At 68.7% G+C, this 14,174-nt stretch carries 14 protein-coding genes and 1 tRNA gene; 5 read left to right on the top strand and 10 right to left on the bottom strand.

Features of this window, described 5'->3' with window-relative positions; all coding sequences use genetic code 11:
• Positions 1 to 245 precede the first annotated feature (245 nt).
• From NAM01S_RS13520 to NAM01S_RS13510, 3 genes are read left to right on the top strand one after another with little or no spacing between them, the layout of a single operon-like run.
• Positions 246 to 476 carry a DUF6480 family protein gene (locus tag NAM01S_RS13520; protein WP_067784582.1) on the top strand — a complete coding sequence of 77 codons (231 nt, stop codon included), beginning with the start codon at positions 246 to 248 and terminating at the stop codon, positions 474 to 476.
• A 49-nt stretch (positions 477 to 525) separates the two neighbouring features.
• The gene (locus NAM01S_RS13515) at positions 526 to 1,167 is read left to right on the top strand and encodes a GntR family transcriptional regulator (protein WP_067784579.1); all 642 of its coding nucleotides are present in this window, start codon (positions 526 to 528) and stop codon (positions 1,165 to 1,167) included.
• The gene (locus tag NAM01S_RS13510) at positions 1,167 to 2,390 is read left to right on the top strand and encodes an MFS transporter (protein ID WP_067784576.1); all 1,224 of its coding nucleotides are present in this window, start codon (positions 1,167 to 1,169) and stop codon (positions 2,388 to 2,390) included. Before NAM01S_RS13515 ends, NAM01S_RS13510 begins: the two co-directional genes overlap by 1 nt.
• A gap of 299 nt (positions 2,391 to 2,689) precedes the next feature.
• Here NAM01S_RS13510 and NAM01S_RS13505 read toward each other — a convergent pair whose 3' ends face one another.
• The 4 genes from NAM01S_RS13505 to NAM01S_RS13490 form a co-directional block, all read right to left on the bottom strand.
• Positions 2,690 to 3,961: a serine hydrolase domain-containing protein gene (locus NAM01S_RS13505; protein WP_169810852.1), complete on the bottom strand. Its 1,272-nt coding sequence runs from the start codon at positions 3,959 to 3,961 to the stop codon at positions 2,690 to 2,692.
• Between the two features lie 202 nt (positions 3,962 to 4,163).
• Positions 4,164 to 4,237 (bottom strand) — tRNA-Leu (locus NAM01S_RS13500).
• A 127-nt stretch (positions 4,238 to 4,364) separates the two neighbouring features.
• Positions 4,365 to 5,843 (bottom strand): amino acid permease, encoded by a 1,479-nt coding sequence (locus NAM01S_RS13495; RefSeq protein ID WP_067784570.1) that lies wholly within the window; start codon positions 5,841 to 5,843, stop codon positions 4,365 to 4,367.
• Between the two features lie 55 nt (positions 5,844 to 5,898).
• Positions 5,899 to 7,365 carry a peptide MFS transporter gene (locus tag NAM01S_RS13490; RefSeq protein ID WP_067784567.1) on the bottom strand — a complete coding sequence of 489 codons (1,467 nt, stop codon included), beginning with the start codon at positions 7,363 to 7,365 and terminating at the stop codon, positions 5,899 to 5,901.
• Between the two features lie 194 nt (positions 7,366 to 7,559).
• Between NAM01S_RS13490 and NAM01S_RS13485 the strand changes: the two genes are divergently transcribed.
• On the top strand, positions 7,560 to 8,027 hold the full coding sequence (locus tag NAM01S_RS13485) for an SRPBCC family protein (RefSeq protein ID WP_067784563.1): 468 nt from the start codon (positions 7,560 to 7,562) through the stop codon (positions 8,025 to 8,027).
• Here the strand turns inward: NAM01S_RS13485 and NAM01S_RS13480 are convergent.
• Positions 8,003 to 8,929: a lipase family alpha/beta hydrolase gene (locus NAM01S_RS13480; RefSeq protein WP_067784560.1), complete on the bottom strand. Its 927-nt coding sequence runs from the start codon at positions 8,927 to 8,929 to the stop codon at positions 8,003 to 8,005. The genes NAM01S_RS13485 and NAM01S_RS13480 overlap by 25 nt on opposite strands.
• 106 nt (positions 8,930 to 9,035) lie before the next feature.
• Between NAM01S_RS13480 and NAM01S_RS13475 the strand changes: the two genes are divergently transcribed.
• Positions 9,036 to 9,584 carry a TetR/AcrR family transcriptional regulator gene (locus NAM01S_RS13475; protein ID WP_067784557.1) on the top strand — a complete coding sequence of 183 codons (549 nt, stop codon included), beginning with the start codon at positions 9,036 to 9,038 and terminating at the stop codon, positions 9,582 to 9,584.
• A gap of 155 nt (positions 9,585 to 9,739) precedes the next feature.
• On the opposite strand, the gene NAM01S_RS13470 is transcribed toward NAM01S_RS13475, so the two are convergent.
• From NAM01S_RS13470 to NAM01S_RS13450, 5 genes are all read right to left on the bottom strand, one after another.
• Complete coding sequence (locus NAM01S_RS13470; RefSeq protein WP_067784554.1) at positions 9,740 to 10,687, bottom strand: Ppx/GppA phosphatase family protein; 948 nt, start codon at positions 10,685 to 10,687, stop codon at positions 9,740 to 9,742.
• The gene (locus tag NAM01S_RS13465) at positions 10,680 to 11,207 is read right to left on the bottom strand and encodes a DUF501 domain-containing protein (RefSeq protein ID WP_067784551.1); all 528 of its coding nucleotides are present in this window, start codon (positions 11,205 to 11,207) and stop codon (positions 10,680 to 10,682) included. The genes NAM01S_RS13470 and NAM01S_RS13465 overlap by 8 nt, the downstream gene beginning before the upstream one ends.
• Positions 11,204 to 11,848 (bottom strand): FtsB family cell division protein, encoded by a 645-nt coding sequence (locus NAM01S_RS13460; protein WP_067784548.1) that lies wholly within the window; start codon positions 11,846 to 11,848, stop codon positions 11,204 to 11,206. The genes NAM01S_RS13465 and NAM01S_RS13460 overlap by 4 nt, the downstream gene beginning before the upstream one ends.
• Before the next feature lie 90 nt (positions 11,849 to 11,938).
• The gene (eno, locus tag NAM01S_RS13455) at positions 11,939 to 13,225 is read right to left on the bottom strand and encodes a phosphopyruvate hydratase (protein ID WP_067784545.1); all 1,287 of its coding nucleotides are present in this window, start codon (positions 13,223 to 13,225) and stop codon (positions 11,939 to 11,941) included.
• Between the two features lie 123 nt (positions 13,226 to 13,348).
• Positions 13,349 to 14,074, bottom strand: a complete 726-nt coding sequence (locus tag NAM01S_RS13450) for a lytic transglycosylase domain-containing protein (RefSeq protein ID WP_067784542.1) — start codon at positions 14,072 to 14,074, stop codon at positions 13,349 to 13,351.
• Positions 14,075 to 14,174: the final 100 nt, after the last annotated feature.

Here is a 14,174-nt window from a genome sequence, read left to right as displayed (position 1 = left end):
CTTGCGCGAGTCGGGCACCGGCAACGCGTTCGGCGATCGCTGGGGAAATCACCAGTGCGGCGCGCGCCGCCTTGGAGATCCCACAACGTGATTGGCGGACCCGATCGCGGGTAACCGGCGGACATGGAGCTACTGGTGATCATCGGGATCGCCGTGCTCGTCGGCGCGGTGGTCCTTTATCGCAAGATGTCCGGACGGCAACCCGAGTCGCCGGAAACACCCGGCAACGACGGGAAGTGATTCCCATGTCGGCAATGGACCCCGATCCCGCGCGCACCCCCGATCTGGAACCCGGCGGCGGCGTCGCACCCGGCTCGACCCCACCGGAAACGGCACAGACGTCCGGCCTCTCCGCACCGGAACCGCGCACCAGGCACCGGTTCCCCGGAACGGGTGTGGCCGCGATGGCGGTCACGATCGCCCTGGTGGCCGTCTTCGCCGTGGTCGCTATCGCGATAATCGTGTCGCTGATCTGAGCTGGGCCGGCCGATCAGGCGCGCCGCGTGCCTGCCTAAGATACAACTTGTGTCTAAGACGTATTCATCGGCCGAGCACGCCTATCGCGAGGTGAAAGAGCGCATCCTGTCGGGTGCGCTGCCCGGTGGCGAGCTGATCAGCGAGGGCGAGATCGCCGCCGCGCTCGGCACCTCGCGCACGCCGGTACGCGAGGCGTTTCTCCGGCTGGAGACCGAAGGGTGGATGCGGCTCTACCCCAAGCGCGGCGCGCTGGTGGTACCGATCCCGCCCGACGAAGCCGCGCATGTCGCGCACGCCAGACACGTCGTGGAGACCGCGGCCGTTCGCGCGCTGGCGGCGACCGGCCCCGGTGCCGTGGCGGAGTCGCTGTGCGCCTCGCTGGATCGGCAGCGCGCCCTCGCCGCGGGCCGAGACCTGGACGCCTTCGCCATCGAGGACACCGACTTCCACCGCACCTACGTCGTCGCGGCGGGCAATCCGCTGTTGACCGACTTCTACGACTCGCTGCGGGAGCGGCAGCGCCGGATGAACAGCGTCGCCCTGCGCCGCGGCCCGCTCGACATCGACCGCATCGTCGACCAGCACGCCCGCCTCGCGGAGCTGGTCGTCGGCGGTGACGTCGACGGTTTCGCCACGGCGCTGGTCGACCATCTCGCCGGCGTGCACCAGCTGGAGCTACGTGGCCTGTGATGACGACCCTGACCGCCCTACGTCCCGCCGAAGCACCCACCGGAACCAGACGGTGGTGGGGCGTCGCCGCCGCCGTCTTCGCCATCGCCTGGGGCGGCAACGAGTTCACTCCGCTGCTGGTCATGTACAAGAGCCACGGCCTTCCGCTGACGACGGTCGACCTGTTGCTCTTCTACTACGTCCTTGGCATCGTCCCCGCGCTGTTGATCGGCGGGCCACTGTCCGACCGCTACGGACGCCGCCGCCTCATGCTGCCCGCACCGCTGATCGCGGCCTGCGGATCCCTCCTGCTGGCCGTCGGCTCCGATTCGGTGCCCGCGCTCGCGGCGGGGCGGGTGCTGTGTGGTGTCGCCCTTGGCTTGGCGATGGCGGTGGGCAGCAGCTGGCTCAAGGAGCTTTCACAGCCACCGCACGGGCCGGCGCTGCCCGCGGGAACCGGTGCGCGTCGGTCGGCGATGAGCTTGACCGGCGGGTTCGCCGTCGGCGCCGGCGTGGCCGGTGCGCTCGCGCAGTGGGGGCCGCTGCCCGGCTCGCTCACCTATCTGATCAATGCCGCGCTGTGCGTTCTCGCCGCCGCGTGGATGTCGCGCGCGCCGGAAACGGTTCTGCCTCAGTTCGATTCGAAGCGGCTAATCGACGATCTGAAGATCCCCGCTGCGGGCCACCGCCGCTTCCTCTGCATCGCCCTGCCCGCCGCGCTGTGGTTGTTCACTTCTGCCGCAACGGCTTACGCGGTGATGCCGACCCTGATGCTGCCGCATGTGAGTGGTGCGCCCATCGCGTTCTCGGCGTCGATCACCGTCATCACGCTGGGGTGCGGATTCGCCATCCAGTCGATCGCTCGGCGCATCGACCGCCCCGGAACCGCGCGCGCCGCAGTGGTCGGGCTTTCGTTGGTCACCTGCGGAATGCTCGCCGCCACTTGGGCTTCCGGTGCGCTCACGCTGGGCGCGACTATCCTGACCGCCGTCGTGCTCGGTGCGGGATACGGGATCGGACTCGTCGCCGGGTTGCAGGAGATCGAGCGCATCGCCCGGCCGGATGATCTCGCGGGACTGACGGCGGTGTTCTACTCGGTGAGCTACCTGGGGTTCGGCGTGCCCGCGACGTTGTCGTTCCTGCATCAGACGGCGGGGCTGAGCTATCCCTCGATGTACGCCGGGCTCGCGGTGGCGGCGGCCGGGTGTTTGGCGCTCGTGTTGCGCAACTACCGCGACAGCTGAGCTGACGGGCATACGGGTTTCGGGACGGTGCGGGTTTCGGGACGGCGTGGCTGTTGTGGCGGTGGGCTGCCTTTGGGTGACGAAGCGCCTCTGGTTCGGCCGAACCCAGGTTTGCTCCGAACTCTGCCGGGCGCGTTAGGTGCCGTCACCTTCCGCGGTCAGTGGGCGTGGGTTCGGCTTCCAGCCGAGTCGACCGGCCGTGGCTGCGTTTCAGACTGGTGCTGTGGAGTTGTTCCGTGTCGGAGAACTCCAGGTTCAGCTCTTGCTCAGCTAGCCACTCCGGGTCGGTCCGCACCGACCTATCGCCGACCGGGCGTGTTGGTGAAGCAGCCGACGATGAAGCAGCCGACGGGCCAATCGGCGAACGGCGGCGGCAACGGCTTCCCCAGGCAGGTGATCGGGTCGCAGCCCGGATAGGCGTAGGGACCGAGTCCGAGTGCGGCGAGGGTGGCGTCCGGGTTGGTCATCATCGGGTCGGTGATGCTGACGTCGGGCAGCGGGACGTACGGGCCGGGGTCGGGCAGCGGCGGTTCCCGGAACGCACCGGCGACATCGCGGAGCACGCCGTAGGCGAAGCCTGCCTCGCCGGGCACGGTCAACCCGGTCCAACTGACCAGCAGGTTCAGGCTCGGGACGATGTAGTTGTCCTGGCGCATCATGCCGCTCATCTTCACCGCGTCGGTCGGCAGAGCGGGGAATTCCGGCGCGCAGCCGGGACCGTTGACGACGAACAAGAAGCCGTAGCACTCGTGCGACGGCGAAGGTTCCGAAGCCTGCGCCAGGTAGTCCTCCGAAACGATCCGAGTGCTACCCCAGTTTCCTCGATTGGCGACCAGCAGACCGAGTTTCGCGAAATCGTCGGGTGCCATCACCAGATGCGCGTAGCCGTAGGTGTTTCCGCTGCGATCACGTGCCCAGTAATAGTCGCTGGCCCGAATACCCAACGGGTCGAAGAGTTTACGCTGCGCATAGGCTTGAAAATCCTCGCCGACCGCCTGCTGCACCACGTAGGCGATGAGATCGACGGCGCGCTGGCTGTACTGCCATTTCGTGCCCTGTGGATACTCGATCGGCATCGCCAAAGCCTGGGCGACCACATTGGAATCCAGTTCCACCAGCCCGGTCACCCCCTCGGACACCACCGCGACATCGATCCCCGACGACTCGGTGAGTAGGTTCCGAACGCGGATCCCCCGATGTTCCGCATCGCCGAGTCCGGGCGGCAGATAGTTGTCGATGGGATCGTCGAGCCGCAGCAGCTCTTCGTCCACGGCAACGCCCGCGACCAGCGAAACCACGCTCTTGGTCGCACTCCACAGGTTCCACGGCACCGCCCCACTCAACCCGTTCCGCGGCCCCGACGCGATCAGACAATTGTTCCGAAACACCTTGAAATTCAGCCGATTCGGCGAAGAAGCCGCCGCGATCGCCCTACCCAGCGTCACGGAGTCGAGCCCGACCTCCTCCGGAGTCGCCGTCTCGAACTGCCGCCCCTGACTCACCGCGCAGTACTTCAACCCGCCCGTCTCCGCCGCGGCGGTGCCACCGAAACCACCGGCTACCACCCACATTCCAAATGTGATACCCAGCGCCACAACACTTTTCAGGGAAATCCGCATGGCCCGCCTTCCGCTCCCCGAGATCCGCTTGTGACATCGGCGGCGACCGAACCCCGTTACGCGAAATCCCCCTGCTCAACCCCCCGAATTCCCTGGGCAAAACTTCCTTGGGCACCCACTCGGCCGCAAATACAGCGGCGAGCCGACGAAACAGTGCCCCCAGTCGGACTCGAACCGACACTGAATGGATTTTAAGTCCACTGCCTCTGCCAATTGGGCTATAGGGGCGTGTGGTCAGCCTACCGACTCGTACGGCTGTACCGGAATTGGTGGCGCGGCGGGTCTCGGGTTGTGGGATCGGCGGGGGTTCAGGATACGCCGTGCCCGGCCGAGAGGGCGGGGCACGGCGGCCGGGTCATTCGGCGAGACTCTTGCCGAGCAGGGAGTTCCTGCGGCTGTAGGCGAAGTAGACCACGAAGCCGAGCAGCATCCAGACGATGAAGCGCAGCCAGGTCTCGACGGAGAGGTTGAGCATCAGCCACAGGCAGGAGAGCACGCCGAGGATCGGGATGAGCGGGACCAGCGGGACGCGGAAGCCGCGCGGCAGGTCGGGTCGGGTGCGACGCAGGACGAGCACGCCGAGCGAGACCAGCACGAAGGCGAACAGCGTGCCGATGTTGACCATTTCCTCCAGGGTGCCGAAGTCCACGAAACCGGCGAGCAACGCGCAGGCCACGCCGACGATGACGGTCAGCCGGACGGGCGTGCCTTTGGAACCGGTGTGCGCGAGCTGCTTGGGCAGCAGTCCGTCGCGCGCCATGGCGAACAGCACGCGGGTCTGTCCCAGGTACATCACCATGACGACGGTGGTCAGGCCGGCGAGCGCGCCGATGGAGATGATGTTCTTCGCCCAGTCCGCGCCGTGCAGTGCGAACGCCGTCGCGAGCGTCGCGTCGTCGCCGGACAGCTCGGTGTAGGGAACCATGCCGGTGAGCACCAGCGAGACGGCGACGTAGAGCACGGTGACGATCAGCAGCGAGCCGAGGATGCCGCGCGGCACGTTGCGCTGCGGGTTCTTGGTCTCCTCCGCGGTGGTGGCGACGACGTCGAACCCGATGAACGCGAAAAACACCAGGCTGGCCGCCGCGAGCAGGCCGTACCAGCCGAAGTTGCTGTTGCCCGCGCCGGTCAGGAAGGAGAAAAGCGACTGGCGGATGCCCTCGCCGCCAGCGCCCGGCTCGGACGGCGGGATGTAGGGCGAGAGGTTCGACTTGTCGAAGTAGGTCACGCCGACGACGAGCACCACGGCGATGACGCCGAGTTTGATGGCGACCGCGATCGCCGACACCCGGGACGACAGCTTGGTGCCGACGGCGAGCAGAATGCCGAGCACCGTGATCAGGCTGACCGCGCCCCAGTCGAAGGTCACCGGCCCGAGCTCTACGACGGCGGGCCCGGTGCCCATCACCTGCCCGAGGTACTGCGACCAGCCCTTGGCCACCACCGCGGCGGCGAGCGCGAACTCGAGGATCAGGTCCCAGCCGATGATCCACGCGGCGAGCTCACCGAAGGTGGCGTAGGAGTAGGTGTAGGCGCTGCCCGCCACCGGCACGGTGGAGGCGAACTCGGCGTAGCACAGCGCGGTCAGGCCGCAGGCGATGGCGGCGAACACGAAGGCCAGCGAAACCGACGGTCCCGCAACGTTTCCCGCGGTGCGGGCGGTGAGTGTGAAGATGCCAGCGCCGACGACGACGGCGACACCGAAAATGGTGAGATCCCAAGCGGTCAGATCTTTGCGTAGTTTCGAGTCCGGCTCGTCGGTATCGCGAATCGATTGCTCGACGGACTTCGTTCGAAATAGGCCATCTCGCCGAGAAGAGCTCGAAATCGCCACGTGTTCTCCTTACTGATGAGGCAGGACGCCGGGATTGCCGGGTGCCGCCGGTTTGCTAGTGGACGCCGGCCATGTAGCGACTGATCCACGGTCCCAGTGCCGCGACGATCAGTCCCACCGTTATCGCCACGGCCCCGGTGATGCCAAAGTAGGCGACTTCGTGCTCAGGGGCGTAAAAACGAGCAAGAACGCCCGACATCGACGTACCGATACCGACGGAAAAGAAGTACAACGCCATCATTTGCGCCCGGAACGCCTCGGGGGCGAGCTGGGTGGTGACCGCGAGCCCGATCGGCGAGAGCAGCAGCTCGGAGACAGCGAACCCGGCCATGATCACCAGAACCGCCAGCGCGGGCACCGACTTGTCGTCGAATCCGGCGAGCGGCACGAACAGTAGGAACGACAGACCCATTCCGACGACGCCGAGCGCGAACTTGCGCGGCGTGCTCGGCGCGCGGTTGCCGAGCTTGGTCCACAGCAGCGCGAACAACGGCGAGAGCGTGATGATCCACACCGGCTCCACCGAGCCGATCCAGCTGGACGGGGCGGTCCAGCCGAAGATGCTCCAGTTCATCCGCTCATCGGAGTAGACGGCGAGCACCGTGAAGATCTGCTGGAACAACGACCAGAACACCGCGTTGGCGAGGAACAGCGGGATGAACGCCCGCACCCTGCTTCGTTCGACGGGTGCGACCTTGGCGCTGGTGAGCATGACGGCGAAATACCCGAGCGAGGCCACGGCAATCACCACCGTCGTCGCCTCGGGCAGGCTCTCCAGCGTGACCAGCCCGGTCGCGAAGGCCACGACGACGACCACCGCGGCGCCGAGCACCACGCCGACGGCGGGCCAGATCGCGCTGCGCGGCAACGGGTTCGGCACCTCGCGGCCCGCGTTGCCCAGGTTTCGCCGGAAGACCACGTACTGGGTGAGGCCGAGCGCCATGCCGATGGCGGCGGCGCCGAAACCGTAGTGGAAGCCGAGGTGGGTCTGGAGCAGGCCGGTCAGCAACGGTCCGGTGAACGCGCCGATGTTGATGCCGAGGTAGAAGAGGGTGAAGCCGCCGTCGATGCGGGCGTCGTCCTTCGGGTAGAGCGTGCCGAGCAGTGAGGAGGCGTTCGCCTTCAGCGCGCCGCTGCCGAGGGCCACCAGGACGAGACCGACGCCGACACCCGCCAGCCCAGGCAGCACCGCGAGGGCGATGTGCCCGGCCATGACGACCACGCCGCCGTAGAAGACGGTCCGCTCCATCCCGAGCAGCCGATCGGCGATCCAACCGCCGAGCACGGTGGACAGATACACCAGGCCGCCGTACGCGCCGACGATGCCGACGCCGGTGCTCTGCTCCAGCCCGAGTCCGCCGTCGGTCACCGAGTAATACAGGTAGTACCCGAGGATGGTGACCATGCCGTAGAAGGAGAACCGCTCCCACAGCTCGACGCCGAACAGGTTCGCCAATCCGATCGGGTGGCCGAACAGAGTCCGAGCCGGGATCGGCCGCTCGGATTCCACTACTTGGGACATGCAGAGCACCTTGACACAAATTGCAACTGTGCAGCAACTCACCTGTCCCCAGGCATTGGGGCGGCGTTTACCCACGGCAGGGATAGCGGAGGCGCATTGCCGCGCGGCCGTAGGGGTTCCCGCCTACCCTGGATAAGCGGACGAGCGAGATCCCAGCAACGTGACAGTCGAAGCCGGAAGGAAGCGATGCGCACATGTTGGATGCCGAACTGACCGTGCCGGTCGACCCCGAACAGGCCTTCGCTGTCCTCGCCGACGGCTGGTTGTATTCCAGCTGGGTGGTCGGGGCCTCACACATCAGGGAGGTCGATCCCGGTTGGCCCGATGTGGGCACCCGGATTCACCACAGCGTCGGCCTGTGGCCGCTGAACGTGCGGGACCACACCACCGTCCGCGACGTCGATCCGCCGCGGCTTATCGAGCTGGAGGCCCGCCTGTGGCCGGTCGGCTCCGCCCGAATCTTGCTGGAGCTCACCGAGATTCAGCCCAACACCACGCACATTCGGATGACCGAACACGCCATGAGCGGGCCGGGCAAGCTGCTGCCGAGCCAACTGCAGCGGGCGATGCTGAAATTGCGCAACCAGGAGTCGCTTGCCCGGCTGGCCGCCCTCATCGTGGGCCGCGCCGACGAGCGTTATCGGCCGACGGGACCGACGTAAGGCAGCACCACCGCGCATTCGGCGGGTCGGGCATTCGCCGGGTCGAGGGCGTTCAGCACTTCACGCACGGCCACCGGGTCGGCCGTCAGTTCGTAGTGTTCGGTGTAGTCCGTCGCGCACAGATCCTGTAGGACGATGTTGCGAACGTTGGGGCCGTCGAGCAATCCGGTGGTGTACGGCGTGGCGATCTGGTCGTATCGGGTGACGATGGTCGTGAAGTCGATGTCGGGCGCGATCGCCGGGTCCGGATTGAGGACGTCCAGATACGGCGATCCCGGCGACACCTGACAGGGACCGCAGCGGTCGGCGACCTCCTCGCGCACCCCGAATGCGTCGAGCACCGAGGAGAACAGCGTGTCGGTACCGCTGAGTGTCGATCCGTGCAGGGGCGCGGCCAGCGCGATGTAGTCATCGATGTTCGGCACGCCGCCCAGGTGGTTCAGGTAGTAGAAGGGAATCGCGCCGCCCATCGAGTGGCCGACGAGGTCGACCTGCCGCGCACCGGTCGCGGCCCGGACCCGGTCGATGAAGTCCGCGATCTGCCGGGCGCTGTCCGCGATGGGCGCCACGGCGCCGATCGGACCGAGCGGCCCGGTGCCGTAGGTGGTGGAGAAGACGCAGTGCCCCGCGGCGGCGAGCACCGGCGAGAGGGTGTTCCAGGTGATGGTGTCGTTGCTCAGTCCGTGCAGCAGCACCACCGGGTTCGGGTGCGCCTCGCTCGGTCGGCAGGACCAGTCGTTGGCGCCGGGCGGCGCCTGGCTAGGGCCCATGAGCTGGGCGGCGAGGCCGGACAGATAGCTGTAGGTCGGTAGCTCCTCGGCCACCGCAGGACCCGCGGGCCAGCCCGCCACCATGGCCACCGCGACCGCGACGACCGCGATCCATCGTCGGGAAGTTCGCATGGTCGATCTCCTCGTGAGGTACCGTCGATCCGTCGTGACCGACCGGTCGGTCACACCGTAGCGGGTCGGTAGGATCTGCGAAAGAGGGACGACGAAAGGAACCCGCATGCCACGTCCGGCCGAGCCAGGTCGCACCGCCCTGCTGACCGCTGGCGCACAGGTCGCCGAGGACAAGGGGCTGCGCGGCCTATCGATCAACGCGGTGGTCGAGCTCGCCGGAATGGCGAAAGGCACCTTCTACCACCACTTTTCGGATAGGCGCAGCTACGTCGTCGCGCTGCACCGCCGCTATCACGACGAGCTGAACGCGACCGTGGCCGCCGCGACCGCCGACCTGCCGCCCGGCATGGAGCGGCTGCGTACCGGGGTGCTCGCCTACCTCGACGCCTGCCTGGCGACCAGAGGAACGAAAGCCTTTCTCGCCCAATCGCGCACCGACACCGACCTGCTCGACGAGGTACACGCACGCAACCGGTCGGCGGCCGCGGCGATCGAACCCGATCTCGCCTCGGTCGGTTGGGCGGACCCGGCGGCTGTCGCGCACCTGCTCGTCGCCATGGCCGCCGAGATCGCCCTCAGCGAGTTGTACGGCGAAGGACCGCGCCCCGATCTGCGTGCGGCGGCATTGCTGCTGATCGCATCACCGCCCGCCTAGATCGCGGTCGGCTTGCACGACAGCTCGAGCGGTTCGATTCGCGACAACTCGGCGGTCGGTCACCGCCCACGGCGAGCGCGCGGGCCACGGTTCGGCCGATGGAGTAGCGACGCGACGAATTCGCTTGTCGCCGCACCGCTTACGCGCGGGATCGGTCAGGCGATGGACAGGGCGATGCCGTCCAGGATGTCGTGCTCGCTGACGATCAGTTCGGTGATGTTCGCGCGCCGAGCCAGTTCGTAGGCGAGCACCTCGGTGATGACGGCGCCGCCGCCGATCACGTCGACCCGGCCGGGGTGCATAGGGCCGAGCGCGGCGCGCTGGTCGTGGTTCATCCCGATCAGCCGGTCGCAGACCTCGCGAACCTGATCCAGCGTGAGCGCGGTCAAATGCACCCGCTCCGAGTCGTATTCGGGCAGGTCGAGAGCGACGGCGGCGATCGTGGTCATGGTGCCCGCGACGCCGACCCAGGTGTGCGCGTTCTCGACGGGCACCTCGGCGAAGGCCTCCGCGAGCCGCTCGGTGGCGAATTCGCGTGCGGCGGAGACCTGTTCGGCGGTGGGCGGGTCGCCGGGCAGGCAGCGCTCGGTGATCCGCACACAGCCGATGTCGGCGGAGAACGCGGCGTGCACGCCGTCGGCGTCACCGAAGACCAGCTCGGTGGAGCCGCCGCCCAGATCGACGACGACGAACGGCCCTGCCGCGCTTGACAATTCGCCGATCGCGCCGGTGAACGACAGACGCGCCTCTTCGTCGCCGGTGATCACCTCGGCCTCCGCGCCGGGCACCACGGTGCCGAGTTCGGCGCGGGCCATGGCGAAGAAGTCCTCGCGGTTGGACGCGTCGCGGGTCGCGGAGGTGGCGACCATCCGCACCCGCGCGACACCGGCTTCCCGCATCATCCGGGTGTATTCCGCGAGCGCGACCCTGGTGCGTTCGATCGCCTCGGGCGCCAGCGAACCCGTCGCGTCGACGCCCTGGCCGAGCCGGACGATCCGCATCTCCCGGTGCACGTCGGCGAGGCGGCCGTTCTCGAGCACGTCGGCGATCAACAGTCGGATGGAGTTCGTTCCGCAGTCGATGGCGGCGACCCGGTCACTCATGGTGTGCTCCGTCCTCGGGCTGGTACGTCGGCCAGTCGGCCGGGATGGCGGTGCCGCGCAGTCCGTGCTCGGCGGCCAGCGCCACCGCCTCGTCGCCGAACGGGTTGACGCCGGGCCCCTTTGCCAAGCTGTGCGCGATGAGCACATGCAGGCACTTGACCCGGTCGGGCATGCCGCCGCCGGTGAAGTCGGTGCCGAGCGATTCGATCGCGTTCCGCTCGGCCAGGTAGCTCTCGTGGGCGGCGCGGTAGGCCGCGGCCAGTTCCGGATCGCGGCCGAGGCGCTCGGTCATCTCGCGCATCACGCCCGCCGATTCCTGCCTGCTCGCCTCGGCGGTCAGCCGGGGATCGGTCAGGTAGTACAGCGTCGGGAAGGGGGTGCCGTCCGGCAACCGCGGCGCGGTCTTGACCACCGCGGGCAGCCCGTCCGGTGTGCGGTAGGCGACGGCGAGCACGCCGCGCGGCGCACGGCCGAGCTGTTCGGCGATGATCTCCAGATCGCGGTCTGTCGGTGCGGTCACCTGGGTCCTTCCGGTCCTGGCGGGGCGGGCGTCGTCGTTTCGGCGGCGGGCGCGGGCTGCGGTTCGGAGAGGGTCCGCCACAGGTCCGTGTACCACGGGTCCGGCGCCTTGGAGCGCGGCGGCGCAGCGGGACGCGGCGGTGCCTCGATACCAGGCACCTGCACGATGTAGGGCGTCTCCCCCGGCATCACCAGACGCAACCGGTCCCTGGCCTCCGAGCGGATGTAGGCCGGATCCTGTTGCTGCGCACGGCGATCCCGCAGCCGGGCCAGATCGGTCTCCAGCTGATTGCGCTCCTGGGCCAGCTGCGCGGCCTCGGCGCGCTGGCTGAAGTACGTGCGCATCGGCACGGACAGCGTCAGCGCCAGCGCGCACACCACGACCGCGAGGATCACCGCCTTGCCGGTGGACAAGCCGAGGATGGTGCGCTCGTGCTTGTCCGCTCCGGCGCGCGGGGCAATCTTGCGCGGTCGCGCCTTCTTCTCCGCGGTCTCGGTGCGCCTGCGCGTGCGTTTGACCGCGGCGGGACGGGCCGCGGTCTCGGTGTCCGCGCCCGCCCTCGGGCGTGAGCGAGCGGCACGCGACGTGCGGCGGTCCCCACGTCCGGCCGGACTGGTCCCACGCGCACGTCGCTCGGTCATACCGCTCCCTGTATCACTCTGCGGTGCTCCCGGGGCCCTGCGTGGTCACGAAGGCCGCCGCCTCCGGGCCCGTCGCTCGCACCGCGGCTGTCAGCCCTCGAACGCGAAGCGCGGGAACGCCACGTCACCCGCGTAACGGGCGGAGTCGCCCAGTGCGTCCTCGATGCGCAGCAGCTGGTTGTACTTGGCGACCCGCTCGCTACGGGCGGGCGCGCCGGTCTTGATCTGGCCGCTGCCGACCGCGACGGCGAGGTCGGCGATGGTGGTGTCCTCGGTCTCGCCGGACCGGTGCGACATCATCGTCTTGTAGCCGTTGCGGTGCGCCAGCTCGACGGCGTCCAGCGTCTCGGTCAGGGTGCCGATCTGGTTGACCTTCACCAGCAGCGCGTTGGCCGCGCCCTTGGTGATGCCCTCTTCCAGACGCTCCGGGTTGGTGACGAACAGGTCGTCGCCGACCAGCTGGATCTTGTCGCCGATCTGGTCGGTCAGCGCGACCCAGCCGTCCCAGTCGTCCTCCGACAGCGGGTCTTCGATGGAGACCAGCGGGTAGGCGGTGAGCAGGTCGGCGTAGAACTGGGCCATCTCGGCGGCGTTGCGGACGGCGCCCTCGAACTTGTAACCGCTACCGGCGGTGTAGAACTCGGTGGCCGCGACGTCCAGCGCCAGCGCGACGTCGCTGCCAAGCTTCAGGCCGGTCTTGGCGATCGCGGTGCTGATCAGGTCGAGCGCCTCGCGGGTGCCCGCCACGTCGGGAGCGAAGCCGCCCTCGTCACCGAGGCCGGTGGCCAGGCCCTTGGCCTTCAGCACCGACTTCAGCGCGTGGTAGACCTCGGCGCCCCAGCGCAGCGACTCCTTGAAGGTCGGCGCGCCGATCGGGGCGACCATGAACTCCTGGACGTCGACGCCGGTGTCGGCGTGCGCGCCACCGTTGAGGATGTTCATCATCGGGACCGGAAGCACGTGCGCGTTCGGACCGCCCAGGTAGCGGAACAGCTCCAGGCCCGAGGACTCGGCGGCGGCGCGTGCCACGGCGAGCGAGACGCCGAGCAGGGCGTTCGCGCCGAGGCGGGACTTGTCCGGGGTGCCGTCCAGGTCAAGCAGCGCCTGGTCGACGGTGCGCTGCTCGACCGCGTCCAGGCCGATGACGGCGGGCGCGATCTCGTCGAGGACGCCCTCGACGGCCTTCTGCACGCCCTTGCCCAGGTAGCGGTCGCCGCCGTCGCGCAGCTCGACGGCCTCGTGCTCACCGGTGGAGGCGCCGGACGGGACAGCGGCGCGGGTCAGCGTGCCGTCGTCGAGGGCGATCTCGACCTCGACAGTGGGGTTACCGCGCGAATCCAGGATCTCGCGAGCTCCGACCTGTTCGATGATGGCCACGAAAACGACACTCCTTCGGCTGCTGGCACGGTAGGTCTCACGGATGGGCCGTGCGGTGCCGAGCCTAGCGCCCCCGCCGCGTACGAGGTAACCGGCACTCCGGCGCACCGCGCGGCCCAGCGCTCAGACCCGGCGGCCCACGCTGTAGGCGGCGGCGCGGTCGCGAACGGTGAGCAGGTAGCGGGTGGACTGGTTGTAGGTCATCAGCGCCTGCTGCCAACCGCGTTCGGAGGTGAGATCGCCGCCGCTGGCGCACAGGTAGCGGGCGGCGGTGAGCGCGGCGTCATCGATGTTCTGCGGGTCGATCACACCGTCGCCGTTGGCGTCCACGCCCCAGCGCTTCCATGTCTCCGGGATGAATTGCAGCGGACCGACCGCGCGATCGTAGGTCTCGTCGCCGTCCAGCCTTCCGCCGTCCGTGTCGCGGATCAGCGCGACGCCCGGCGCGCCGTCCAGCGGGATGCCGATGATCGGCGGGACGACGGTGCCGTACTCGTCGACGTCGGACCCGCGGTGGGTGCCGTGCTTGCTCTCGACGCTGGCGATGCCCGCGATGGTGGTCCACGTGATGCCGCAGTCGGGCCGCGACCTGGCCATCACCGCGGCGGCGTAGCCGTAGGCCTCCAGCGCGACCTGCGGGATGCCGAGCGTGTCGGCCTGGTCTCCCGCCCAGCCGCGCAATTGCAGTGCGGTGCGGCCGGGTCCGTCCACGTCGATCAGCGGCAGCGGGGTGCCGGGACCGGGCGGGATGCCTTCGGGAATGGGCGGCAGATCGGGGCCGATGCCGCAGCCGGCGAGCACTACGGCCAGCAGCGCGGCGGCCACGGCGCCGGTCTTCTTCGGGAGCACTCTTCCATCATCCAGATCCGCCGGAGTGCTCCCGGTCGATTTCCTCGGTCGCGAAGATCACCCCTGGTAGTTCGGGGTTCGCGGCGTGGCGCGGGTCACC

This window comes from Nocardia amikacinitolerans NBRC 108937 (assembly GCF_001612615.1).
Classification (GTDB): Bacteria; Actinomycetota; Actinomycetes; order Mycobacteriales; family Mycobacteriaceae; genus Nocardia; species Nocardia amikacinitolerans.
This window is presented reverse-complemented; position numbering and strand designations above follow the sequence as displayed.